Source organism: Chroococcidiopsis sp. TS-821 (genome assembly GCF_002939305.1).
Taxonomy (GTDB): domain Bacteria; phylum Cyanobacteriota; class Cyanobacteriia; order Cyanobacteriales; family Chroococcidiopsidaceae; genus Chroogloeocystis.
Map to the genome: position 1 here is coordinate 784,243 of NZ_MVDI01000001.1, position 23,950 is coordinate 808,192.

Here is a 23,950-nt window from a genome sequence, read left to right on the forward strand (position 1 = left end):
GTTTTCAGTACACAATATCGAGCTTGAAATAAAGCTTCCCCTAACGTGCAAGAAGTCATAGCAAGTGCTATGAAGATTGCTAGAAAGTAAAAAACAAATTTATTTAACTCGAATTCTTCAGTTTTGCAGCGAGTCAAAACTTTGACTGACAATCTGGTAATGCAAATAGACAATGAATCAACCGCAACCACCGCGTAAACCGCAAACCGTTTTAGGACAGGTCACACAAGCAGTAAAAACAATTCAAGCTAAAGTAGATTTCTCGAAACTAGCACTCAAGCCAAATGCTAGAGTTCCTGAGCTTTGGTTACAAGATGCAGGAGCAGATAAAGCCGAAGTCTATCCGTTACTTGGCGATCGCTATCTTCTCGGTCGCAGTTCGCGCTCTTGCGATATTGTCGTGCGCAATCCTGTTGTCAGCCAAATTCACCTATCGATTACACGCCATCCAAAGCGGCGATCGCCGTTTGTCATCAAAGACGAAAACTCAACGAATGGGATTTATCGTGGCAGAAGACGTATTTCATCACTAGCACTGCGTCACGGAGATATTCTGACACTTGGTCCACCAGAACTTGCGGCTGCTGTGCGACTACAATATGTCGATCCGCCACCTTGGTACGTTCGGGTAATTAATTGGTGCGCGTACGGTATTGGTGGCGTGACGCTGCTTTTAGCAATAGGAATAGGAATTGAATGGACGAAGTTTTCTGTTGTTCCTTTACCAGGGGCGACACAAGCGCCTGTTGTCGTTTATGCGCGTGATGGAGAAACGCCCTTACGCCCACCGCGAACGACTTCTCACGTCGATCTCCCAAGCTTATCAGACTTTTCTCCGTACCTACCCGATGCAGTTATTGCTTCCGAAGATAGTCGCTTTAATTGGCATTTTGGTGTCGATCCGATTGGGATTTTGCGAGCCATTGTTGTGAATGTACGCGATCGCGAGTTTCAACAAGGTGCAAGTACGGTAACGCAGCAAGTCGCGCGGAGCTTATTTCGCGATTATGTAGGACCCGAAGATTCTTTAGGGCGGAAGTTGCGCGAGGCGATCGTCGCGCTGAAACTAGAAACGTTCTATAGCAAGGACTTTCTCCTACGAACTTACCTAAACCGAATCTACTTGGGTGGAGACACTTTAGGTTTTGAGGATGCTGCGCGATATTACTTTGACAAGTCGGCGAAAGATTTAACGCTAACCGAAGCCGCAACTTTGGTTGGAATTTTGCCTGCTCCAAACAGTTTCAACTTTTGTGGTGACGCACAAAGTCATCAAACTATCATCAATTACCGCAATCGCGTGCTATCTCGGATGCTCGCGCAGGGTAGAATCAGCGCGGAAGAGGCAAATCGCGCGCGGCGATCGCCGGTGGATGTTAGCCGTCGCGTGTGTGAAGAACAAGCCAACACAATTGCGCCCTACTTTTACAGTTATGTCTTTCAGGAACTGAGGCAAATTTTGGGAGAACAACTCGCGCGCGAAGGTAACTTTATTATTGAAACGCAGTTAGACCCTAAAATTCAAGCCCAGGCAGAAGCCGCACTGCGCAACGCGGTAAGTAACAGTGGCGGAACGTATCGCTTTTCACAAGGTGCAATTGTTACGCTTGATGCTAATACAGGTGCTGTATTAGCCCTTGTTGGCGGAACTGATTACAAAACAAGTCAATTTAACCGCGCTACGCAAGCACAGCGACAACCAGGGTCAACCTTTAAGCTATTTGCGTATGCTGCTGCTGTCGAGCAGGGAATTTCCCCCTACAAAGCTTATTCGTGCGCGCCTGTTTTTTGGAGAGGTCAAAGGTATCGTGGTTGCGAACGCTCAAGTGGCAGTATCGATATGTACACTGGGTTAGCGCTATCAGAAAACGCGGTAGCTTTACGTATAGCGCAGGATGTGGGATTAGAGCGGGTAGTACGGATGGCAAGACGGCTTGGTGTAGAATCGCCGTTGAATCCTGTACCTGGTTTGGTATTAGGGCAAAGCGAAACTAACGTGCTCGAAATGACAGGTGCATTTGCTGCTGTTGCTAATGGTGGTGTGTGGAATCGCCCGCACTTGATTAGTCGAATTTTAGATAGCAGCGATTGCAGCGATCGCCAAAATTTAAAAACTTGTCGGGAAATTTATTCTTTTGCGCAGAGTAATGATGCCAACATTCAGGCAATCCCGCCTAGTGTAGCTGACACAATGACTTCAATGTTACAGAGTGTCGTCCAGCGCGGTACAGGAAGAAGCGCTGCAATAGGATTAGGTGTTGCTGGAAAAACTGGTACAACCGATAATAATCGCGATTTGTGGTTTATTGGTTATATTCCCTCTCGGCAACTGGTGACCGGCGTTTGGCTTGGCAACGACAATAGTTCCCCCACAGCAGGTAGCAGCGCGATCGCAGCGCAATTATGGGGTAACTATATGCGTCAAGTTGTCCAGTAAGTGCTAGCTTTGCCAAGGAGTCACCTGCAACACCCCGTTACGACCGAAAACTACGCGAAACTGCGCGAGAGCTTCTGGTGGGGTTCCTGGAGTTGTAGCGGGATAAACCAGTAAATTGGGTAACGGAGTTTGCGCGATCGCGTCATTGGCGATCGCATTCGTCGAGCGGTATCCCACAATTGCGCCATTGGCTGTGGTACTCACGCGGTAGATTAAATCATGATTAACTGTGCGAGTTGTCCAAACGCGGTTGATGCGATTGTAAAGTTTTTGTTGCAACCAGGCGATTTGTTCGGTGTCAGTAATTGCTGTAACAAAATGACTGCGACTCGAACGCGATTGTGGTTGTGGTTCTTCGGGACGGCGAACTTCGGGAATCGGAACGAAAAAGAAGGCGATCGCAGCTAGCGCTAAACTTGACACTCCGACTGCGGCTGGTACAGCTTGTTTTGTTAACTGGGGCGCGTGTCCTGCGTGGCGTTTAGATATAGGCGCTAGCTGTAACGACATCGCAGGTAACGTTTGGCTATCGGCAAAGAATTGATCGACGGCTTCTACCAAATCAAACAATTGTACTGTCGTTAAATCAATTGCTATAGGAGTAGGCGTTGCTTCTGCACCAGGATTTGAGGCGTTGGAATGGACAATTAATCGATGACGATTGGGAGCAATTTGCTGCAATTCCACTAAACCTGACTCGTGACGATGCGCCTCAGGATGAGGAACTTTGCTCAAAAATTCTTGTGCATAACCGCTTACCGCCGTGACTAAGCTCTCAAAAAATTCTCGTCCGCCCGTTAACGGTTTAGCCCCTGCTAAGTGACACTCTGCATTTACCAGTATCGAAAGTACGGGTCTGACATTTGGAGACTGCTCGTTTGTGGGTTCGCTTAAACCCTCTAAAAAGAGAGTGCAATTAGGCAAGCTGTACTTACGTTGAATTGTCTTCATTCTACTTCCCCGTCAAACAGGCTCATCCACAACCTTTGCGTTCCAGCAGTTCCCGTACAAAATAGCAGTTGTCCTAATAAGTTCAGTGCGAGTTCATTTAACTTGTCGTCAGAATTATAAGCCAAGACACCTGAACGTCGCGGGTTCATGCGGCTACGGAAATGCGCGCGGAAGCGAGCTAAATAATTTGCCAAACGTAAGTTCTGCTCTAAAGGAATTTGCTTGTCGCTCATCTGTTGATAAGCTAACAGCAATTGCCGTAACAAAACCGTTAAGCGTCTTGCTATATAACACGCGATGACGACGAGTGCTTTTGCCTCAACAATACTTAATAATCGGCGCGTATGCGCTCTGCGTAAAGGATTTGTGCTGCGCAGCCGCCATAAATTCACCCGATTTTTGATAATGTCTTGAAGTTCTAGTTCTCGCGCTACATCCAGAAGAGCTTCAGAACCACCTATTTCTAAAGCTTCGATTGCCAGTAAAATCAAGTCGATTTGCAAACAGGTGCGACGGGGACACCCTTTTTCTTCAATAGGTGGATAAGGTAAATAATCTAAAATCAATGGATTGGACTGGACAGCAGCCGCGTCTATTGGTACTACACTTACAGAAGCATTCATGTTATCAAGCGATCTCGGGTGAAGAGGAATTTTGCCATATAAACTTCCACTAGATTGCCAAATTAGACGGCAAAACGTCCACTTTTAGCATGGAAGCACGATTCCCCTACTGGTTGAACTGACGGATCTTTGTATCAATGAGATCCCAACTTTGCCACAATTGCGCAGAAAGTTGAGAATCTGTCTACTGCGGTTTGCGAGGTGGAGATAAATTCAGCGATTTTATATTTGAAAATCATTCACCACTTTGCAAATGTCAGCAACAATTCAAATTTGTCTAGATTTCTAGTGTACGATTTTTCCGGCATCATTGAGAAATCAGCAACTAGGGAAGCGATCGCATTTGTTTGAGAGTTTCCTCGATAGTAGAAACTCGCGTTCAGCCAGTAGACACTATAGCCTAATTTGTTGACGACAACATGCCACTTTATCTTAGTTACTCTTGGCAACACGCTTATGGATCTCAAGTCCTTAATTCGTGAAATTCCCGATTTTCCTAAACCTGGAATTTTATTTCGAGACATCACGACACTTTTACGCGATGCAAATGGTTTACGCTATACAATTGATTCTCTAACTGATAAGTTTCAGGCGGCAAATTTGACAGCAGATTATGTTGTTGGGATGGAATCGCGGGGCTTTATTATTGGCGCGCCTTTGGCTTATAAATTAGGAGCTGGCTTTATTCCAGTCCGCAAACCAGGAAAATTACCGTCGTCGGTTCATGCAGTTGACTATCAACTTGAGTATGGCATGGATCGGTTGGAGGTACATCAAGACGCGTTGCAGCCAGGTAGCCCAGTATTAATCGTTGACGATCTGCTGGCGACAGGGGGAACCGCCAGCGCCACCGCCAAATTAGTTCAGCAAATCGGCTGCAAGTTAGTTGGCTTTGGGTTTATTATCGAGCTACGGGATTTACAAGGGCGAAAACAGTTGCCAGATGGCGTACCTGTAATCTCGTTAGTTGAATATTGATGGCAACAAAATTGTCTTGACTTCACTCAAGCTACGAGCGAACTGCAATTATGACTTCGAGTAAGGTTTCTGCGATTGCGCGTTGGGGCTGGCTGAATCGGTTAGTTGATAGTGAAACGATTGTTTATATCGTTAAGCGGCTATTACAGGCACTGCTAACGCTGTTACTAGCATCAGCACTTTCGTTTTTTATTATCCAGTTGGCTCCTGGCGATTATCTTGATACATTGCGGCAAAATCCGCAAATTTCGCCCGAACGCATCGAAGAACTACGACAGCAGTTCGGCTTAGATCGCTCGTGGATTGAGCAGTACGGACGCTGGCTGTGGCGAATCGTGACGCAAGGCGATTTTGGCACGAGTTTTGTCTATCAACGTTCAGTGGCTTCGTTATTGTGGGAGCGAATTGGCGCGACGTTGTTACTTGCGATCGCTTCGCTCGTTCTGACGTGGGCAATTGCAATTCCACTGGGAATCGTTGCTGCCGTCAAACAAAATCATTGGATTGACCGCATGTTACAAGTTATCAGTTACACAGGACAAGGGTTTCCTAGCTTTATCACTGCCCTTTTACTGCTCATTTTTGCCCAAAATACTTCGCCCCTTTTTCCTGTTGGTGGAATGACGAGTATCAACCATGCTGATTTTTCGCCATTTGGCAGAATGCTAGACATTGCTTGGCACATGATCCTCCCCACGATCGCATTAAGTATTACCAGTTTTGCTGGTTTGCAGCGCATTACGCGGGGTGAGTTATTAGATGTTCTGCGACAAGACTACATTCAAACAGCGCGCGCTAAAGGCTTGCCGGAGAATCGCGTCATTTATGTTCACGCATTACGCAACGCAGTAAACCCATTAATTACAATTCTTGGTTTTGAACTCGCTAGTTTATTGAGCGGCGCCTTTATTGCCGAATTTTTCTTTAATTGGCCTGGATTGGGGCGATTGATTCTCCAAGCAGTCTTGGCGCAGGATTTGTATCTAGTCATGGCAAGTTTAACTATGGGCGCAGTGATGCTCATTGTCGGTAACTTGATTGCCGATCTCTTGCTGAAAGCCGTAGACCCAAGAATTCGTTTAGAAAATATTAATTAAACCAAATAGGTATGGAGTTAACAATAATTTGAGATAACTCCTGAGGTTTTCTGCTTATGACACAAATATATTATCTCATCCGTTCCAGAGCTGATGGACGTTATCTTGTCGCTCATCCTCAAATTGCAACTGACGCTGAGAATGGATATTTATTAATGTTTCGCGAAGATTTTGACGCTCTAAGCTATCTCAATACACATGGCGCGGACGTAGCGGATCAATTTGCTGTAGAATCAGTTGCTGGTAGTCAAGTTAAAAACCTACTTCAAAGATGGGGTTTTGTCGGTGTTGGTATTGTACAAGATCCTCTACTACCAAAAGTAGACTTTTTAACTCACTCTAGGCTACGACTTGGCGACTAACATATCTATATCGTTGTAGATGTATCCAAGTGAACATTTCAAGATACACCTACAAGCAGTTGTATAGGATTCTGCTTAGTCTTATCCTGTTAGTAACCTCTTAATGGTCAATTGGTATAACCAGGAGAAACTTGGTATGCGCTCTATTCGTTTTAAATTGTCTGCTTTGCGTCCAGTACGCGTTTTGGTAGCTCTTTGTGCTTGTGTTTTTTTAGTATTCTCTAGCGCTGCTCCTGCTTTAAGTGACACACCCCAACCTGGGGCTGCTCCATCCACACCTCAGCAAGGTGAAGCAAATCTAACAGCAATCGAAAAGGAAGCACAGAAGGCAGCTGCAGACGACCCTTATTCGCGCAAAGAAACGCAAGTTAAAGCTAACGAGGGTCTCAATGAAATTCAAGGTGCTGCTGACGCAGAAAAAATGAGTCGTCCAGAAAATGCTCAGGCGACATCCGTCGAAGAAAAGTCCAAGAATTTCCTTGAAGCCTTGACAGGAAAAAAATAACCTCTGAGGCTAATTAATTCTTAACCTTAAAAAGGGTAGAAATATCTCTACCCTTTCTTTGACTTAATACGATAAAAAAGGGTTAACCCATTACTTTTTGGTCAACCCGCATACTTGGGAACGCGCTGTACAAGCTATTGCAATACCAACTTGACGTTGGCATTTTGCAAACCACGCTGCTTAACTTCAGCTAAGGTTTTGTTAACAGCATACTTTTGGTTAATCGAGTTGATTAACTCAGTTTGATTGTGCTTCTTAGCAACGCCCCAAAGATCAGCAATTAAATCATAAGAACCATCGCTATTGCGGGACCAACCCAGGTCATACTCACCGTCTAATACTGCAACTAAGTCCGCACGAACGCGCTGACCATTGTAACCGCGTACATCGGCTTCAGTTTTGGTAGTAATACCCAAGTCGCGCAGAGAAGCCTTGAGGATTTCTACATCAGTAATTTTGGTGCGTAGGGTGCTAAAGTGAGACATTTTGGTTTCCTCCTAAGGGAAAATTGAGAAAAACAACGTTTGGATCAGACAATACCGCGTCGTTTTGGGAAGTTTGAATTCGCGGCTTTTGGTTAACTGCTAGCAGGTTCTGCTAGCCTTTACTCCTGTTGGTAGCAGGAGAAAGCTTTTTAAAACTCCATTCGCTGATACTCAGCAACGGAGGCTGCTGCGGGTCGGGCACGCTGCCTAGCCCAGTCTCTCAGGGCAGTAACTTGTTCGGTCATGGTGCGCGATAGTGGCAATGTTGCCTTAATCGCAGCAATAATATCTAACTGCGTAAACTCGCGGTCTTGCGCAAAGGCTTCATACATCGCAGCAATTAATGCTTGCTCGATTTCTGCACCTGAAAAGCCATCAGCTACTTTGGCAAGCTGTTCGAGATCAAATCGCGAAACATCTCGTTTACGCTTAACAAGGTGGATTTGGAAAATTTCTTTACGCTCTTCCGCATTGGGAAGGTCAACAAAGAAAATTTCATCAAAGCGCCCTTTCCTTAAAAATTCACCAGGTAAACGTTCGACTCGGTTGGCTGTTGCCATCACAAACACTGGAGAGGTTTTCTCTTGCATCCAGGTCAAGAACGAACCGAAAATTCGACTTGAGGTACCGCCATCAGAATCAGCAGAGCCTGTACCACCTGCAAAGGCTTTATCAAGTTCATCTATGAAGAGAATTGCTGGTGAAATCGATTCTGCCGTCTTCAAGGCATTACGTAAATTTGCTTCGGAGCGCCCTACCATTGAGCCGTCGTATACTCTACCCATATCAAGGCGGAGTAACGGTAATCCCCAGAGTCGAGACGTTGTTTTTGCAATGAGTGACTTTCCGCAACCAGGAACACCCAGAATCAACATTCCCTTTGGTTGGGGCAGTCCGTACTCTCGTGCTCTTTCGGTGAAAGCATTTGAACGCTGTTTCAACCAGCGTTTGAGTTCTTCTAAACCACCAACAGCCTCTAGAGTTTCGTCTTCTTCGATGAATTCTAAGATGCCGTTACGGCGAATTAGCTGTTTCTTTTCTGATAAAACAATGTCTACTTCATTCTCGGTCAGTTGACCCTTGGTATAGACTTGAGCCTTACGGTAAACTTTCTCGGCTTCGTCGCGAGTTAAGCCTAGTGCCGCTTTAAGAAGTTTTTCCCGCGCTTCGGTACTCAATCGCCGATTGCGACTTTGCTCTAACTGCCGAGATAGCACGTCGTTAAGCTCGGTCATATCTGGAAGGGCAAAGTCAAGGACAACGACTTCTTTTTCTAACTCAATAGGAATTTGCTGCAACGGCGACATCAATATGATGGTTTTTTGCGTGCCTTTAAAGCTTGCGATCGCATCTCTTAACCATCGTGTTGTTGCGGGCGAATCGATGAAAGGATGCAAATCTTTGAAAATAAATATGCTTGCTTCGCGTTGGCGAATTACCCATTCAATCGCGGCTTCTGGCGATACAGTATTGTGTTGTGTTATATTCCGGGGTTGACCATACTCAACAATACCGTGGGTAACAGTCCAGACAAAGATTCGCCGTTGGGGTCGCGTTTGGGCGATCATCGATATTGCCTGCTCAGCCCGTTCTTCCTCGGAGGTCACAAGGTAGATTAGAGGGTATTGAGCTTGTATTAAGACGCTTAGCTCTTCTTTCATTGCCGACGACCTACTTGGAACCTTAGTTGATGCAGACAGACGTTTGGTAATGTTTAGACCATTTAGACCATCAGGATTGAGTCTTTAGCAAGGAACTAGTTCTTCGCCTTGCGGACTCGCTCCTACTTGCGGAACCTGTTCCACGGGAACTTCTTCCCGAACCCCAGGTTGTTCGCCTACTGGAACCATTTCTCCGTTTCGCATGACAAGCGCTGTTTCGCATTCTGGGCAGTTGTACAGGCGATGGTTTCTACCATGATTTGCTTCTGCCTCTTCTACCACTTCTGAATGATTTAGATAGAATATCAGAGCTTTTTCTGCGATGTCGGACATTGGCTCTAAATCAATTGCGGCTCGAATTTTGAGTTTTCGATGCAATTCTGGCGACAAATACAAAGTAACTTTTTGCTTAGCTTGCATATAACTTTTGAGTGGTCTTACCCGGGTATGCATATTACGTTATCGACTCTAGCATTAGTTGTCAAGACTGCAAAGCGTTTTGACGTCAATAATGTTACATATTTTAATATTTAACGCTAAGGAAATAGTTAGGGTAAAAGTTAAGGACTCGGTGTCAGAAAGTTTGCTAAGCTTAAGCATCCTCACATCGAGATACGATTCCTAAGTGCTAAATGTTGAGGTAACGCAACTTGCGATGATGGAGTATACTTCCCCAACACAGTCGCGGTTACCAGTGGAGAGAGCTAATTTACGTAATGGCGCTTTCTCACTGTGGCGATGACTTCTACATTTAGTGGTTTATAGGGGTCACAAACCTGATAGATTTAGCGAAGATCAGCGAGTTAGCATAGTTTGAAAATGAAAGTCCTGGTTATTGGTGGCGATGGCTATTGCGGTTGGGCAACCGCACTGTACCTTTCTAATCAAGGGTACGAAGTTGGCATTCTAGATAGCTTGGTACGGCGGTACTGGGATCTGGAATTAGGCGTAGAAACATTAACTCCGATTGCGCCGATTAAACAAAGACTACAGCGATGGCACGATTTGACAGGAAAATCCATCGACCTATTTGTCGGCGATATTAACAATTACGATTTTCTCAAGCAAGCACTACACAAATTTGAACCAGATGCGATCGTTCATTTTGGCGAACAGCGCTCAGCTCCATTTTCGATGATTGACCGCGAACATGCCGTATTGACTCAAGTAAATAATGTTGTCGGAACATTAAATTTGTTGTACGCGATGCGCGAGTTTCCGGACTGTCACCTGGTGAAATTAGGCACGATGGGTGAATATGGCACGCCAAACATCGATATTGAAGAAGGCTACATCACGATTGAACACAATGGGCGCAAAGACACGCTACCTTATCCAAAACAGCCGGGTAGCATGTATCATCTCAGCAAAGTTCATGACAGTCACAATATTCACTTTGCTTGTCGCATCTGGGGCTTGCGCGCAACTGACTTGAATCAAGGAGTTGTTTATGGCGTGTTGACTGAAGAAACTGGCATGGATGAGTTGCTGATTAACCGCTTAGACTATGACGGCATTTTTGGTACCGCGCTCAACCGTTTTTGCATTCAAGCGGCAATTGGTCATCCTTTAACAGTTTATGGTCAAGGAGGGCAAACGCGAGGCTTTTTGGATATCCGCGACACGGTGCGGTGTGTAGAACTCGCGATCGCAAATCCGGCAAAACCTGGAGAATTTCGCGTATTTAACCAATTCACCGAACAGTTTAGTGTTGGTGACCTAGCATTAATGGTGAAAAAAGCGGGACAATCGTTGGGATTAAGCGTCGAAATCAATCATATTGATAATCCAAGAGTTGAAAAGGAAGAACATTACTTCAATGCCAAAAACACCAACTTACTCAATTTAGGATTGCAGCCGCATTATCTCTCAGAGGCATTGCTTGATTCGTTACTTAACTTTGCGATCAAGTATCAGCATCGCGTCGATCGCAACCAAATTCTGCCAAAAGTTTCTTGGCGGAGATAGTCAGGAGTTTATCGTCAGTAGTCAGTAGCAACTTATCACTGACGACTGACAATCAAAAAAATAACAACTGACAACTAACAACGTATGCGAATCGCCTTATTTACAGAAACCTTTTTACCCAAGGTTGATGGTATTGTCACGCGCCTGAGCCATACCATCGACCATCTCCAGCGTAACGGCAATCAAGTCATGGTATTTGCCCCAGAGGGCGGGATTGCGGAGTACAAAGGCGCGAAAATTCATGGCGTCTCAGGCTTTCCCCTACCACTGTATCCAGAGTTGAAATTAGCACTACCTCGACCCGCGATTGGTCACGCGTTAGAAAACTTTCAACCGGATATTATTCATGTTGTCAATCCAGCTGTTTTGGGGTTAGCTGGAATATTTTATAGCAAAGCGCTCAAAATTCCTTTAGTGGCTTCCTACCATACCCATTTACCACAATATCTACAGCATTATGGGTTGGGAATGCTAGAAGGTTTGCTGTGGGAACTGCTGAAGACGGGTCACAACCAAGCAGAAATTAATTTGTGTACTTCAACAGCAATGATGCAGGAGTTAGCTGCTCATGGAATTGAACGCATAGCACTGTGGCAAAGGGGTGTCGATACAGAATTATTTCATCCTGAGCAAGCGAGTCAGGAAATGCGATCGCACCTCAGCCAAGGTCATCCTGAAAAGCCACTTTTGCTGTATGTTGGGCGGTTGTCTGCGGAAAAAGAAATTGAGCGAATCAAAGCAATTTTGACAGCAATTCCCGAAGCGCGTTTAGCATTGGTGGGTGATGGACCGCACCGTCATGCCTTAGAAAAGCATTTTGCTCAAACACCGACGCATTTTGTGGGTTATCTCACAGGCAAAGATTTAGCAGCAGCGTTTGCTTCAGCAGATGCATTTATTTTTCCTTCACGGACAGAAACGCTAGGATTAGTGCTACTAGAGGCAATGGCCGCTGGATGTCCTGTTGTAGCAGCAAATTCGGGTGGTATTCCTGATATTGTGACTTCTGGTGTCAATGGTTATTTATTCGAGCCTGATACTGATGATGCGGGTGCGATCGCGGCTACGCAACGCTTATTGGCACAGACACAAGAGCGCGAAACAATTCGGCAAAATGCCCGTAAAGAGGCAGAACGATGGGGCTGGGGAGCAGCTACGCGCCAGCTACAAGATTATTATACGAGCGTGTTAACGCGGAAGCTAGCTAGCTTAACTTGCTAAGCTAAAGGCTACTTATTCCGACGGATGTTCGCTCTCGCCTTGAAAGGGATTTTCCCCAATACCTAACTGCTTTTTCGTGCGTTTGAGGTCTTTCCATAGCGCATGAATCTGCTTATAAGACTCTTCAGGAGTTAGCTTCCCAGCCGTTTCTAAATTACATATGTAGCTGACGCGCTGGGCAAACTCTTGCAGGTTGGCATTGAAAACCAAGTTCTCTGGTTTCACTTTGCCATAGTAGCGACTGCGCGGATAGAGAAATTCAGATTTATTCGCCATCGCAGATCCCGTTTTATAAACGCTCTTAATTATCTAACACCAAGATATATAAACAACAATGCGGATTTTACCGACAACTTTGGAGATGGCGGCTGCGACTTGTAGTTAGATTTTAATTGATATTACTTAGTATAGCGTTCTGTTGTTAACCATTTCTTAACCATAAATTAACTTTACCTTAGCTTGGTAACTAGGGTAGTTTACTGTTCCTCGTCAAGCAAAGCGGAGTCTGTCAAGTGTTGGGGAGGAATAGCGGCAATAATCGCATCAAGAACTTTAGCAACAGGAATCACTTCTATGTTGACCTCAGGAAGGTTTTGTCCTTTAGGGACGATCGCGCGTTTGAAACCCAGCTTAGCAGCTTCTTTGAGCCGGAGTTCCATTTGCGAAACTGCTCGTACTTGTCCGCCCAAGCCCACCTCACCAATCAAAACTGTTCCAGGATCGACGACGCGATCGCGAAACGATGCAACGACAGCAATGGCAACGCCAAGGTCTACAGCAGGTTCTTCAACGTTCAAACCACCCGCCGAAGCAACGTAGCTATCAAGCTTAGATAGCGGAATACCAACGCGTTTTTCTAAGACAGCAAGAATTTGTAACAAACGATTGTAGTCTACACCCGTTGTGGAACGACGTGGGGAGGCATAACTTGTAGGACTGACCAAAGCTTGTAACTCAACCACAATTGGGCGCGTTCCTTCACAAGCGACAACGATCGCAGTTCCTGGTGCAGGTTCGTCGCGATTTCCTAAAAATAACTCAGATGGATTCGGAACTTCGCGCAATCCGCGATCGATCATTTCAAAGATGCCAATTTCATGCGTTGCGCCAAAGCGATTTTTAACAGTTCTTAAAAGTCGATGCGAGGCGAAGCGATCGCCTTCAAAGTACAAAACCGTATCGACTAAATGTTCTAAAACTTTAGGTCCTGCTATTGCACCTTCTTTGGTAACATGACCCACAATTAACATTGTTACGTCGTCGCGTTTTGCGACTTGCATTAAAGCTGCGGTACATTCGCGTACTTGTGCAACGGAACCAGGAGCTGAAGTGAGTGTGGGAAAATAAACTGTTTGAATACTATCGATGACAGCAACATTAGGTTTAAGCGAGTCAATTTCTCTTAAAATTTCTTCAAGATCTGTCTCTGGTAAAACATATAAATCTGCACCAACAGCGATATCAGTTGCTGCAGAATTGGACTGTGGTAAATTAATATTCGCTTCGCCGTTATTTGAGTCATTGATTGGTTTGGCAACTCCTAAACGCGAAGCGCGCAGTTTTACTTGTTGTCCTGATTCTTCTCCGCAAACATAAAGTATGCGATACTTTTGTGCAAGTTGATTAGAGACTTGTAATAAGAGAGTTGATTTACCAATTCCAGGATCGCCACCGATGAGTACTAAAGACCCAGGAACAATTCCTCCGCCCAAAACTCGGTCAAGTTCGCCATAGCCAGAAACCCAACGCATGACTTGGCGATCGCTAATTTGAGCAAAGGTGAGCGAGGCTCTTGGTTTAGCTGGTTTAGTCGCCGATTTATTATTACTGCGCGTCAGTTGTAAGCCGCCACGGCTTGGTAACGTTGCTGATGTTGTCGGCTCGATTTGTTCCTCTAAAGAATTATAAGTTCCGCAGGCAGGGCACTTGCCAAACCACTGGGGAGATTCTGCGCCACATTCATTGCATACGTAATAAGTTCGAGGCTTTGGCATTGGCTATTTGTTAATTGTTAAAATATGTTTAGAGCGAAAGTTTAAAAAAATTTGAAATCAATTTTGAGTGCAAAACTTGATTTTTTTTAATGCACAAATCGGCTAAAATTTTAAATTAATGGTACTAAAAATTAAGTTTCATAAAATCCAATTAAGGAGCGCGAAGAAGATTGGAAAGTCATAAAGAAAAAATCTTAGTAGTAGATGACGAAGCAAGCATACGTCGTATTTTAGAAACCCGACTGTCAATGATTGGTTATGATGTTGTTACCGCAGCTGACGGGGAAGAAGCACTCGAAACATTTCGGAAAACGCAACCTGACTTAGTTGTACTTGACGTCATGATGCCAAAGCTAGACGGCTACGGAGTTTGTCAAGAACTACGTAAAGAATCAGACGTCCCAATCATTATGCTAACAGCCCTGGGAGATGTCGCAGACCGCATCACGGGTTTAGAACTAGGTGCGGATGATTACGTCGTCAAACCGTTTTCTCCTAAAGAACTCGAAGCGCGAATTCGTTCGGTATTGCGGCGAGTCGATAAAACTGGCGTGACAGGAATTCCGAGTTCTGGTGTAATTCACGTCGGACAACTACGGATAGATACCAACAAGCGGCAAGTTTATAAAGGAGATGAGCGGATTCGATTAACCGGAATGGAATTTAGTTTGCTTGAGTTGCTCGTGAGTCGTTCGGGAGAAGCATTCTCGCGCTCAGAGATTCTCCAAGAAGTGTGGGGCTATACTCCTGAAAGACACGTAGATACTCGCGTAGTAGACGTTCACATTTCGCGGTTGCGTGCCAAATTAGAAGACGATCCGAGTAATCCAGAACTTATTCTAACCGCGCGAGGTACGGGTTATTTGTTTCAACGCATCATTGAACCAGGCGAGGAGTAAGGTAAAGAGCTAGTTGCGTATTGCTAAATGGCTAAACCAGACCAAAATCAATTCTTCCGGCTGTTACCAATCGTGGTCGGTGCGCTTGGCGGGACATTACTTCTGCTAAACCGTTTATTAACAGCAGAACTAACGGATTCGCAGGCGCGAGCAGATGCGCTGGGAATTATGATGAGCGCGGTTTTGATTTTAACAGGTTTACTATGGCAGCGAATTACACCGCGATCGCCTGACACCGTAACTTTAGTCGGGCAAGAAGGTTTTGAGATGGCACCATTGTCAGAAGCAGCACAAACGGAACTGGCTTGGGCATCGCACTTGCTGTTAACGAATACTGCAACGCGATCGCTAGTAGTCTTTTACCAAGGTCAAGTATTGCTGCGACGCGGGATTTTAGGTCAAAAATCAGAAGTCAAGCCAGGGGCAATTTTGCAACGCGTGCTAGACAAGCATAAACCTGTTTACCTGGTAGATTTAAAAATATACCCAGGACGGATCGAATTTGACTACTTGCCAGAAAATACTCAAGGTGTGATAGTACAGCCAATTGGTCAAGAGGGAGCTTTAATCTTAGCAGCCAATGCACCGCGCAGCTACACTAAGCAAGATGAAAATTGGATCGCTGGAATTGCTGATAAGTTAAGTGTTACGCTGAAAAACTCTACAAACATCGCTCCTATTTCTGGATGAAGCTTTATGCTATTAACGCTGTATTGGGTGCTACTTGCTTTAATGACGATTGGTGTCATTGGGGCTGTGGTTCCAGGAATTCCCGGAACTAGTTTAATTTTAATAGCGATTATTATTTGGGGTGTTCTCCAAGGCTCGCTGAGTAGTATTGCTGTACCACTCACGGTCGCGATCGTCGTGTTGCTTGTCAGTATTGGAATTGATTTTTTAGCAACTTACTGGGGTGCGAAACGTGCTGGGGCAAGTAAATGGGGACAAATTGGTGCAATTGTTGGTTTAATCTTGGGTTTTTTAGGATTACTACCAACTTTACCTTTTGGTGGACCTTTGCTTGGTATCCTCCTCGGTCCATTGCTAGGAGCGATTATAGGTGAGTATCTGTATCAACACAATTGGCAACTAGCCATCAAAGCTGGAGTAGGAATTGTCGTCGGTTCGTTGATTGGAAATTTAGTTCAAGGAGCATTAGCAATTGTTACCTTAAGCGTTTTCGTGCTCGCAACTTGGTCGCAAGTTACTGGTATCTGATAAGCTAGCTTCTCGCTTAGCAGCACTTCTATAAAAATTGGTATTTAGTTGCATTTAACGGGTTTTAATCGAACTTGAAGATGACGAGTGAGTACGTGACATTCACCTTGAGTCACCTCAATCTCTAAAACAGAAGTTTCATAGCCATCGCTTGAGGTTGATACAGTGTATACTCCCGGACGTTCAAAAACTCCTCCATAGATAATTTGTCCTGTTGGAGTTACACCGTTGAGTTGAAGTTCCTCTTGAAAGTTCTGCTCTTGGACAACAACTTTAGCTTCCAAGGGTAGATTTGTTTGAGCATCAGAAACTGTTACTGTAATTGCAGGTTCTATGCTAGGAGTGCAAAAAGTCATAGTATTAGGTTCAGGAGATTGAGCAGATACAAAAACTATTCCAAGAAGAGATAACGAGCTCAGATGTCTATCCACGATCGCTGTCCTCTGCTAATTAATTTTTTCTATAAAACTGTTAACTAGCAGCCATCTAATTGTAAAAAAAATTATAAAAATAGGTATCAAAGTTTTAACTGTTTAGCCTATCAAAACACTTAACACATCACAATCTTAAATTCTCCCAATCTCGAACCTTTGCTATCCTACACAAATATTGAGCGACCAGAATAAAGATTTGCCACGTCGGAATTACGTTGCAGCGCTACTGCACGACGTACGGCAGCATCAGCATTGACTAAACCATAGCCAAAGGTATTATCTCGACCATCTACTCCCAAATCCATTGCTGTATCGATCAAGATTTGACGTACTTGTCCTCCTGTTAAGCTCGAATTAACACTCCATACTAAGGAAGCAATCCCAGCTACATTCGGATTAGCACCAGAGGTTCCACCGAAAAAGCGCATATTACCAAATTTATCCATTGCTGGAGAATCAGTAGCAGCTACTAACGTCAAATTAGAACCGCGATTCGAGTAACTAGCAAGATTGACAGCAGAAGCATTGGTCAAGCCATCTATCTTCGTCGTAGGACTTGTGTTCCGCAATGCACCAACTGAAATAACATTGTCATGCGTTGTTTCTAATTGCGCAACACCACTGACACTAGTTAAATAATCAGGGTCAGAAAGATTACCACCAGGACCGCCATTACCTGCGGCGATCGCAAAGATAGCAATGTCAGAGTTATCTCGAATTAATTGTTCAAGTTGCTCGCGCGTACCACCACTATTAAACCAATTCCCTTGAATTCCACCTTGGAAGACGACGCGTTGGTTTCTAGCACGTGCATAGCTAATCGTATCCTGAATAGCTTGCTGTAGAGAGACACCTCTATATACGTCATTCACGTACACGCTGCTGTTCCAGTTAATTCCTGCGATACCAGAGGAATTATTGGCAGTCGAAGACATAATGCTAATTGCACAATGTCCGTGTCCGTAGTTATTAAAGTTGTCATCGTCAGTAGGATCGGTAATTAAACGATCTATGGCAATATCAACAATATCTCCGCTAGCACCAGATGCCGTTAAAATTCCTGTATCTAAAGAAGCTAGTAAGACATCGCTAGCTCCTTGAGTAAAGCGCCAGGCGCTACCGACATCAGATATATGTAAATTCCATTGAGAACCAAAGAAAGTGTCGTTGGTACGTACTTGCAGTTCAAAAATTGAGGAATCTGAAAAGCGCAGTCTTTCAATGCCTTGTAAATAAATTTCTCGACCATCAGCAAGATTGATGTGGTCAAAGGCTGTACCCTTAAAAATTGCTTGGTTAGCAGTTGAGTTAGACAACGGATTGAAATCAGCGAGACCGATCCCATTGATACTAGTAATGCTAGAAGGAGAAAGTCCAGATAAGTTTAACGTGTCTGTACCGCCTCGTCCAATGATGACTGCACCCGTCCCGAAGTCTGCTGTGTAGTCAATAGTTTCGCCCTTAAAAGTGCCATCAATGCGATTCCAAGATAGTACATTCATCGCTTGAGAATCCGAAGAAAACTCTTGACCGTCAGTAGTGCGAGCAACTGCGCGTAGTTGATAACTATCTCCGGTAAAATCGGCAAAGTTAGCCAGATGGATTAACTCGTTTGATAGGTTAGCTTGATTCCAGGTTCCTAAAGTAGATACAATGCGATCGCCTTTTAGTGCTTCTAAGCGTACATCTAATAAGGATAAAATGTTGCCTAAATCATAACTCAAACGTAAAGTTCCACCTTCAAAAACACTATTTGAAGTATTATCTCCAGAAGCATCAAATACACTAAAGTTCGTAAAGATAGGATTAAGGCTTGTCGTGCCTAATGGATCGCTACTATTATCATTTGGTTGATGATTTGTGGTATGCAGGTAATCAAAAACTGAAGAGTTGCTCGCTTGAATTTCCTGATTTGTCACTACTTGAGTAAATGAATTATCTTGGAAAGTGCTGGAATTCGTTGGAGCCTTGAAATTTAAAACATCAGACACGTGAGCTGCTGAACTGCTCGATTTACTTCCTTGATACGTTGATAGTTCAATAAGCTCTGAGGTTGTATTGTGCAGTATATTTGATTGATTTTGTTCTGAAGTTAGAGAAGCATTAAACGTGTTTGGACTAAAGCTTTCTATTAGCTTTAAATTGTACGACATTTTTATTTTTTAAATAGACAAATCTAACGCTCTCAAATTTTCTAGTAATTTGAGAACAGAAAATTTCAACAGACTTAGATATCTGCTTTATAAAATTAGAACTAAAAGAACAAAATCTTTGTTAGCTTGGCTAATGAGTTATTAAAATTTTAACTTTGCTTTGCCAAACAAAGACTTTTACGGTAATTGAAGAGAAAGTTAGGACATTCATAGAGGCTTAGAATCATTACTTTAACTATCTCTGACCTCTAACTCCTGACTTTCAACTCATACCATAGTGAGGTTATACGTATAATTAACAGTAATTTAGCAAGTAATTTATAAATGAAAATGAAAGATTATTGTTTTTTTATCTAAATTCTTTAAAGATTTGATTAAAAAATCTTTCAAAAATAAATAATTTATATTTGTAGCAGGAGTCAGGGTTAAACTTTGGGCAGGAGAATTATTATGAGATTTTATATGTTGAATAGAGCTAGAACCTTAGAGATATTGGCTAAGTGCAATTGATGCTTATTTTTATGATTGTGTGGCGTGCTATAAGTTGATGAAAGGGCATTTATATCGTTTCGCTTTAAAGTTTCTGTAAATAGACCGTTTCAGCGGCAGACGGGTAGAGGAAAAATTAATTGCAGTTCTTATACAGAGAAATGATTTTATAAAAAAATTATTCTGTGCCCCTAAACACATACAAATTTGCCACTAGCTAAACTAGTTCATTGCTGTGGAATTACTGATAAAACGATTACGTAGTACGACGTAGAAACAATTGCAGTAGATCGCCAACTTTGTCTGACCAATGTTCTTGAGGGTAGTGTCCGGCTTCAGGGATTTGGACGAGTTCGACGTTTTTGAGAGATTCGACTGCGTTTTGCGTATCCTGCATTGCCAGCCAAGGATCCTTGATTCCCCAGATAACCATTGTTGGTTGTTGCCACTCGCGCAAGCCTGATTCGATTTCTGCGAGTGATTTTTGGAGTTGAAGATTGCGTACAGTCGCTAAAAGCGATCGCCCTGCTGCCGAACTTTTGAGAAAAGGCTGGCGATACACGTTCAAATCTTTTTCGCCGATTTGATAACGACTGCCACTTTCTAGCGTTCGGTCAACTAAAAGTGGGTCTTGCGTAAGCATATCACCCATAAAGGGCAATCCGAGTTGTTTCAGCTTCCAAGGAAGTTTAGCGCGGGTGGAAATTGGTGCATTAAGAATTGCTAAGCGTTCAATTTGTTGCGGATTGCGTAAGGCATACTGCAAACCAACCGAACCCAAAAATCCTTGTACAACCAAAGAAAATCGCGAAATATCCAGCGCTTGGATAAATTCTGCAAATGCACTGATAAAAGCATCAGGAGTATAGGCGAAATCACGTTTGTCAGGCTTAGCAGACAAACCGAATCCAATCCAATCGGGGGCGATCGCGCGAAATCCTTTATCAGCAAGAGCGGGCATAATTGCCGTCCAGGTGTAGCTTTGGGCAGGAATACCATGAAGTAAAATAACAGGTGGTCGATCGACACCTTGAATTGGTTTATGTTCGCGATAAAACCAATCCAATTTGCCTGCGGTAATTTGATTTTCGGTATTCACGACACCTGACCCTTGCTAAGCTAATTACCATCCGCAGCTGTCATGCTCGACGGATTTTCTAAGATGGCTTCTTGAAACACTGCCAAGTCGAACCAGAAGGTTGTGCCGACGCCAACCTCACTAACTAAGTGTACGCTGCTATGGTGCTTGTCGATAATATTTCTGACAATTGATAGCCCAAGCCCTGTCCCTTCTAGGGTATGAACGCGGTTTTCGACACGGAAGAAGCGACCAAAAATTTTCTCTTGATGTTCAGGATCGATACCCATACCCGTGTCTGAAATCTCAATTCGAACTTTTCCAGGCGATGGTTGTGAATTGAGTCGTGGTAGGCTTTGTTTTTTCGGATTGTCTAGCAAATAAGCACGAATCACCACTTTGCCGCCTGCGTCTGTAAATTTTAATGCGTTACCAACCAGATTTGTAAACACTTGTAATAACAAGTCATAGTTACCAAGTACGGGAGGTAATTTTGGCTCAATTTCCTGAATTAATTCGATTCCTTTATCTTTAGCGTTTAACTGATAGTTACGCAGCGTTTGATCGATTGCTTGCGCTACATCTACCGCATCAAAATGATAGATACGACACGATTCCAAGCGCGACAAATCTAAAACATCATTCACAAGGCGCGTCAGGCGATCCGTCTCATTATTAGCTGTTTGGAGGAATTCGCGGCGCTGTTGTTCGCCAAGTTCTTCGCCGTAGTCGTGTAAAGTTTCGATATAGGTTTTGATATTAAATAAGGGCGTTCGCAGTTCGTGCGAGACGTTACTGATAAACTGACTTTTAGCTTCATTCAGTTCAACTTCGCGCGTGATGTCTTGCACAGTCATCGCAATTCCTTTAAGACTTTCCCGATATTGGTCGAGGACAGTCGTCAATAGAATCCGAATCGTGCGGTTTGTCGGTTGATTGAGCGAAACTCGAAATTCAGCACTTTCGCGTTCGCCTGCAGCAAGTTGATACAAAGGTCGCGTTAACTCCATTTGGAGTACTGGTGGCAGATGATGCAAAATGTTACTTCCAACAACAGGGGCACCGTCCCAGCCGAACATCCGCCGTGCTGTAGGATTAACTAAAATGACCTGCATATTCGTATCGAGTAATATCGCACCATCTGCAATTGTCGAAACAAGGGTTTCAAGCTTCGCTTTCTCGGCGGTTAATTCCTCGATATTCTGTTCTTCATAGCGCTCTAAACGCTCTGCCATTTCATTAAAGCTAAAAATTAACTCTTTGAGTTCGCCACCGACGGGTAAGTCAATCCGCTGCTTAAAATTTCCGGCGGCAATATTTTTGACCCCTACGAGAAGTTCTTTGATTGGTTTGGTGATGTATAGCGCGTTGAACACTGCACCGAGAATCACCATCACCCAAATAGAAATAAACACGGCGATCGTGACATCCCGCGTGAGATTAGATGAAGTGATGACAGTAGGATTGGGATTTGTGCCGATTGCTAGGACACCTAGATACGTGCCGTTGTGCGTCAAGGGAACAAAAACATCAGTGACAACGCCATCGGGCGTGCGATGCTGGCGCACCATAGGTAATTCAGCATTTGCGGCGTAGTCTTCGGGAAGTTGAATGCGACGTTCGATTGTCAGGGAATTTTGGACTTCTGATTCCCAAAAGGGAATGCCAAAGAAGATTTTCCCCGATTCATCCGCATACAGCATATAGCGGACGCTAGAAGTGCTGCTGTAGAAGCGTTGCGAGAACTGGGCAACCTCAGTTAAGTTATTTTCGGCAATTAAGGGGGCGACATTCGATGCCAGCAATAGACCGAGATCGCGACCAAAGCGGGTATCATTAAGACGGGCATCTTGTTGAATCGTGTTGACCGCCCAAAAGGTGAGACCGCTCATAATTAAGGAAACCACCAACGTGGCAGCAGCCATTAGCTTAGTCTGGAGCGTGAACTCTGACCACCAATGGGCGATCGCCTCTCGAATTTTCTTCAGTAAAGCTAGCATCTTATACACTACGTTGTCAGTGGTGGCTTCTGTTAAAACCTAACAACTAAAAATTAACAGCTTTTGATTTGACTCGGTAGCCAATGTCACGCCGATAGTACATTTTCTCGAATTGAATGCAATCAACTCCCCGATAAGCAAGCGCGATCGCTTGTTCGAAATTTTTGCCAATTCCCGTAACACCGAGAACTCGACCGCCATTTGTGACGAGTTGAGTAGCTAGTGGTGAGTGGCTAGTGGTGAGTTTATTTTGCTCATTAGCTTGTATGAGTTTGGTTCCTGCGTGGAAGACGTTTGCGCCTAAAGCTTCTGCCGCATCGATGCCAGAAATGACTTTTCCTTTTTCGTAGCTTCCAGGGTAGCCACCCGCAGCGAGGACGACACAAGCTGATGCACCAGATTTCCACGCGATTGGTGGCATTTGCTCTAATCGCTGTTCTACACAAGCAAGTAATAACTCTGCGAGGGGTGTTTCGAGGAGCGGTAAAATAGCTTGAGTTTCCGGATCGCCAAAGCGACAGTTGAATTCCAAGACTTTAAAATTACCATCAGGGGCAATCATTAAGCCAGCATACAGAACGCCGCGATAGTCAATACCTTTTTGTTTGAGCGTGGCGATCGCTGGCTGTAAAACTTTTGCTTCAATTTCTACCATCAACTCGGACGTGACAACTGGTGTAGGTGCATAAACTCCCATACCACCAGTATTTTCTCCTGTATCGCCTTCACCGATACGTTTGTGGTCTTGTGCAGGTAGTAGCGGGCGAATCGTTAACCCATCGGTGAGTGCTAAAACTGAGGCTTCTTGCCCTGTTAAGCATTCTTCGATAACGACAAATTCATCTTTACCAAATTGCCCTTGAAAAATGGCATCAATTGCCTTGTGAGCCTGTGCTATCGTTTCGGCGACAGTTACTCCTTTTCCAGCGGCTAAACCATCAGCTTTCACCACAATCGGCGCGCCTTGGGCGTTGACATAGTCTTTAGCGGCGGTTGCATGATGAAATACCGCAGCTTTAGCGGTGGGAATCTTGGCTTCTTGCATTAAGGCTTTTGCCCAAGCTTTACTCGCTTCGATTTGGGCGCCAGCACGTGTTGGACCAAAGACTTTAATGCCAAGGCGTTGCAAGTTATCTGTAATTCCCAATGCTAAAGGCACTTCAGGTCCTACAACGACAAGATCGATGTTGTGCGATCGCGCAAATTCACTTATACCAGCAAAGTCTTCAACGCTCAATGGTAGGTTCTGACAGCGTTCTAGAATGGCTGTTCCTCCATTACCAGGCGCACAATAGACTTGTTTAACTTGCGGCGATCGCAACAATTTCCAGGCGAGTGCGTGTTCGCGCCCTCCACTACCTACAACTAAAACTTTCACTTTGATCCTCGCGCCACTG

At 44.3% G+C, this 23,950-nt stretch carries 22 protein-coding genes; 10 read left to right on the top strand and 12 right to left on the bottom strand.

All coding sequences use genetic code 11. The annotated features are described in order from the left end of the window. Positions 1-172 precede the first annotated feature (172 nt). A complete protein-coding gene (locus B1A85_RS03720; protein WP_104545548.1) occupies positions 173-2,437 on the top strand; it encodes a transglycosylase domain-containing protein in 2,265 nt (754 codons plus the stop codon). 3 nt (positions 2,438-2,440) lie between these two features. Here B1A85_RS03720 and B1A85_RS03725 read toward each other — a convergent pair whose 3' ends face one another. Together B1A85_RS03725 and B1A85_RS03730 are read right to left on the bottom strand one after the other, a co-directional pair. Then, entirely contained in the window at positions 2,441-3,388 is a 948-nt protein-coding gene (locus B1A85_RS03725; protein WP_104545549.1) for a DUF4335 domain-containing protein, read from the bottom strand. Further along, positions 3,385-4,011: a DUF3038 domain-containing protein gene (locus tag B1A85_RS03730; RefSeq protein WP_104545550.1), complete on the bottom strand. Its 627-nt coding sequence runs from the start codon at positions 4,009-4,011 to the stop codon at positions 3,385-3,387. Before B1A85_RS03730 ends, B1A85_RS03725 begins: the two co-directional genes overlap by 4 nt. Before the next feature lie 456 nt (positions 4,012-4,467). On the opposite strand from B1A85_RS03730, the gene B1A85_RS03735 reads away from it, so the two are divergent. The 4 genes from B1A85_RS03735 (at position 4,468) to B1A85_RS03750 (ending at position 6,953) form a co-directional block, all read left to right on the top strand. Continuing rightward, complete coding sequence (locus B1A85_RS03735) at positions 4,468-4,989, top strand: adenine phosphoribosyltransferase (protein WP_104545551.1); 522 nt, start codon at positions 4,468-4,470, stop codon at positions 4,987-4,989. 50 nt (positions 4,990-5,039) lie between these two features. After that, positions 5,040-6,086: an ABC transporter permease gene (locus B1A85_RS03740; protein ID WP_104545552.1), complete on the top strand. Its 1,047-nt coding sequence runs from the start codon at positions 5,040-5,042 to the stop codon at positions 6,084-6,086. A gap of 56 nt (positions 6,087-6,142) precedes the next feature. After that, positions 6,143-6,448, top strand: a complete 306-nt coding sequence (locus B1A85_RS03745; protein ID WP_104545553.1) for a hypothetical protein — start codon at positions 6,143-6,145, stop codon at positions 6,446-6,448. A 136-nt stretch (positions 6,449-6,584) separates the two neighbouring features. Continuing rightward, positions 6,585-6,953 carry a low temperature-induced protein gene (locus tag B1A85_RS03750; RefSeq protein ID WP_104545554.1) on the top strand — a complete coding sequence of 123 codons (369 nt, stop codon included), beginning with the start codon at positions 6,585-6,587 and terminating at the stop codon, positions 6,951-6,953. Positions 6,954-7,087: 134 nt separating this feature from the next. On the opposite strand, the gene B1A85_RS03755 is transcribed toward B1A85_RS03750, so the two are convergent. The 3 genes from B1A85_RS03755 to B1A85_RS03765 form a co-directional block, all read right to left on the bottom strand. Further along, positions 7,088-7,438 (bottom strand): DUF1257 domain-containing protein, encoded by a 351-nt coding sequence (locus B1A85_RS03755; RefSeq protein WP_104545555.1) that lies wholly within the window; start codon positions 7,436-7,438, stop codon positions 7,088-7,090. A 149-nt stretch (positions 7,439-7,587) separates the two neighbouring features. Next, positions 7,588-9,099, bottom strand: coding sequence for an AAA family ATPase (locus B1A85_RS03760; protein WP_104545556.1), 1,512 nt, complete (start codon positions 9,097-9,099; stop codon positions 7,588-7,590). An 84-nt stretch (positions 9,100-9,183) separates the two neighbouring features. Beyond that, positions 9,184-9,519, bottom strand: a complete 336-nt coding sequence (locus tag B1A85_RS03765) for a hypothetical protein (protein ID WP_104545557.1) — start codon at positions 9,517-9,519, stop codon at positions 9,184-9,186. A gap of 399 nt (positions 9,520-9,918) precedes the next feature. Between B1A85_RS03765 and B1A85_RS03770 the strand changes: the two genes are divergently transcribed. Together B1A85_RS03770 and B1A85_RS03775 are read left to right on the top strand one after the other, a co-directional pair. After that, positions 9,919-11,067 carry a UDP-sulfoquinovose synthase gene (locus B1A85_RS03770; RefSeq protein WP_104545558.1) on the top strand — a complete coding sequence of 383 codons (1,149 nt, stop codon included), beginning with the start codon at positions 9,919-9,921 and terminating at the stop codon, positions 11,065-11,067. Positions 11,068-11,151: 84 nt separating this feature from the next. Then, positions 11,152-12,288 carry a glycosyltransferase family 1 protein gene (locus tag B1A85_RS03775; RefSeq protein ID WP_104545559.1) on the top strand — a complete coding sequence of 379 codons (1,137 nt, stop codon included), beginning with the start codon at positions 11,152-11,154 and terminating at the stop codon, positions 12,286-12,288. A gap of 12 nt (positions 12,289-12,300) precedes the next feature. Here the strand turns inward: B1A85_RS03775 and B1A85_RS03780 are convergent, their stop codons facing one another. Further along, the gene (locus B1A85_RS03780) at positions 12,301-12,564 is read right to left on the bottom strand and encodes a hypothetical protein (RefSeq protein WP_104545560.1); all 264 of its coding nucleotides are present in this window, start codon (positions 12,562-12,564) and stop codon (positions 12,301-12,303) included. A gap of 200 nt (positions 12,565-12,764) precedes the next feature. Then, complete coding sequence (gene radA, locus B1A85_RS03785) at positions 12,765-14,282, bottom strand: DNA repair protein RadA (protein WP_104545561.1); 1,518 nt, start codon at positions 14,280-14,282, stop codon at positions 12,765-12,767. Between the two features lie 170 nt (positions 14,283-14,452). Between radA and rpaB the strand changes: the two genes are divergently transcribed. Genes rpaB through B1A85_RS03800 form a run of 3 tightly spaced genes read left to right on the top strand, consistent with a single transcriptional unit; the run spans position 14,453 to position 16,399 of the window. Further along, entirely contained in the window at positions 14,453-15,181 is a 729-nt protein-coding gene (gene rpaB, locus B1A85_RS03790; RefSeq protein WP_104545562.1) for a response regulator transcription factor RpaB, read from the top strand. A gap of 27 nt (positions 15,182-15,208) precedes the next feature. Then, positions 15,209-15,871, top strand: a complete 663-nt coding sequence (locus B1A85_RS03795) for a cofactor assembly of complex C subunit B (protein ID WP_104545563.1) — start codon at positions 15,209-15,211, stop codon at positions 15,869-15,871. A gap of 6 nt (positions 15,872-15,877) precedes the next feature. Beyond that, positions 15,878-16,399, top strand: coding sequence for a DUF456 domain-containing protein (locus tag B1A85_RS03800; protein ID WP_104545564.1), 522 nt, complete (start codon positions 15,878-15,880; stop codon positions 16,397-16,399). A 44-nt stretch (positions 16,400-16,443) separates the two neighbouring features. On the opposite strand, the gene B1A85_RS03805 is transcribed toward B1A85_RS03800, so the two are convergent. The 5 genes from B1A85_RS03805 to purD form a co-directional block, all read right to left on the bottom strand. Further along, entirely contained in the window at positions 16,444-16,755 is a 312-nt protein-coding gene (locus B1A85_RS03805) for a hypothetical protein (RefSeq protein WP_104545565.1), read from the bottom strand. A 242-nt stretch (positions 16,756-16,997) separates the two neighbouring features. Beyond that, on the bottom strand, positions 16,998-18,752 hold the full coding sequence (locus B1A85_RS03810; protein WP_210404159.1) for a S8 family serine peptidase: 1,755 nt from the start codon (positions 18,750-18,752) through the stop codon (positions 16,998-17,000). 979 nt (positions 18,753-19,731) lie between these two features. Then, positions 19,732-20,574: an alpha/beta fold hydrolase gene (locus B1A85_RS03815; protein ID WP_104545567.1), complete on the bottom strand. Its 843-nt coding sequence runs from the start codon at positions 20,572-20,574 to the stop codon at positions 19,732-19,734. Positions 20,575-20,594: 20 nt separating this feature from the next. Beyond that, positions 20,595-22,553 (bottom strand): two-component system sensor histidine kinase NblS, encoded by a 1,959-nt coding sequence (nblS, locus tag B1A85_RS03820; RefSeq protein WP_104545568.1) that lies wholly within the window; start codon positions 22,551-22,553, stop codon positions 20,595-20,597. Between the two features lie 46 nt (positions 22,554-22,599). Beyond that, positions 22,600-23,931 carry a phosphoribosylamine--glycine ligase gene (gene purD, locus B1A85_RS03825; RefSeq protein ID WP_104545569.1) on the bottom strand — a complete coding sequence of 444 codons (1,332 nt, stop codon included), beginning with the start codon at positions 23,929-23,931 and terminating at the stop codon, positions 22,600-22,602. Positions 23,932-23,950: the final 19 nt, after the last annotated feature.

What these genes read in the sequence shown, in the direction of transcription:
- B1A85_RS03740 (WP_104545552.1), top strand. Translation starts at nt 5,040, where the DNA reads ATGACTTCGAGTAAGGTTTCTGCGATTGCGCGTTGGGGCTGGCTGAAT.
- B1A85_RS03730 (WP_104545550.1), bottom strand. Translation starts at nt 4,011, where the DNA reads ATGAATGCTTCTGTAAGTGTAGTACCAATAGACGCGGCTGCTGTCCAG.
- B1A85_RS03735 (WP_104545551.1), top strand. Translation starts at nt 4,468, where the DNA reads ATGGATCTCAAGTCCTTAATTCGTGAAATTCCCGATTTTCCTAAACCT.
- radA (WP_104545561.1), bottom strand. Translation starts at nt 14,282, where the DNA reads ATGCCAAAGCCTCGAACTTATTACGTATGCAATGAATGTGGCGCAGAA.
- B1A85_RS03725 (WP_104545549.1), bottom strand. Translation starts at nt 3,388, where the DNA reads ATGAAGACAATTCAACGTAAGTACAGCTTGCCTAATTGCACTCTCTTT.
- nblS (WP_104545568.1), bottom strand. Translation starts at nt 22,553, where the DNA reads ATGCTAGCTTTACTGAAGAAAATTCGAGAGGCGATCGCCCATTGGTGG.
- B1A85_RS03775 (WP_104545559.1), top strand. Translation starts at nt 11,152, where the DNA reads ATGCGAATCGCCTTATTTACAGAAACCTTTTTACCCAAGGTTGATGGT.
- B1A85_RS03780 (WP_104545560.1), bottom strand. Translation starts at nt 12,564, where the DNA reads ATGGCGAATAAATCTGAATTTCTCTATCCGCGCAGTCGCTACTATGGC.
- B1A85_RS03805 (WP_104545565.1), bottom strand. Translation starts at nt 16,755, where the DNA reads ATGACTTTTTGCACTCCTAGCATAGAACCTGCAATTACAGTAACAGTT.
- B1A85_RS03760 (WP_104545556.1), bottom strand. Translation starts at nt 9,099, where the DNA reads ATGAAAGAAGAGCTAAGCGTCTTAATACAAGCTCAATACCCTCTAATC.
- B1A85_RS03750 (WP_104545554.1), top strand. Translation starts at nt 6,585, where the DNA reads ATGCGCTCTATTCGTTTTAAATTGTCTGCTTTGCGTCCAGTACGCGTT.
- B1A85_RS03770 (WP_104545558.1), top strand. Translation starts at nt 9,919, where the DNA reads ATGAAAGTCCTGGTTATTGGTGGCGATGGCTATTGCGGTTGGGCAACC.
- B1A85_RS03795 (WP_104545563.1), top strand. Translation starts at nt 15,209, where the DNA reads ATGGCTAAACCAGACCAAAATCAATTCTTCCGGCTGTTACCAATCGTG.
- B1A85_RS03755 (WP_104545555.1), bottom strand. Translation starts at nt 7,438, where the DNA reads ATGTCTCACTTTAGCACCCTACGCACCAAAATTACTGATGTAGAAATC.
- B1A85_RS03745 (WP_104545553.1), top strand. Translation starts at nt 6,143, where the DNA reads ATGACACAAATATATTATCTCATCCGTTCCAGAGCTGATGGACGTTAT.
- B1A85_RS03720 (WP_104545548.1), top strand. Translation starts at nt 173, where the DNA reads ATGAATCAACCGCAACCACCGCGTAAACCGCAAACCGTTTTAGGACAG.
- B1A85_RS03765 (WP_104545557.1), bottom strand. Translation starts at nt 9,519, where the DNA reads ATGCAAGCTAAGCAAAAAGTTACTTTGTATTTGTCGCCAGAATTGCAT.
- B1A85_RS03800 (WP_104545564.1), top strand. Translation starts at nt 15,878, where the DNA reads ATGCTATTAACGCTGTATTGGGTGCTACTTGCTTTAATGACGATTGGT.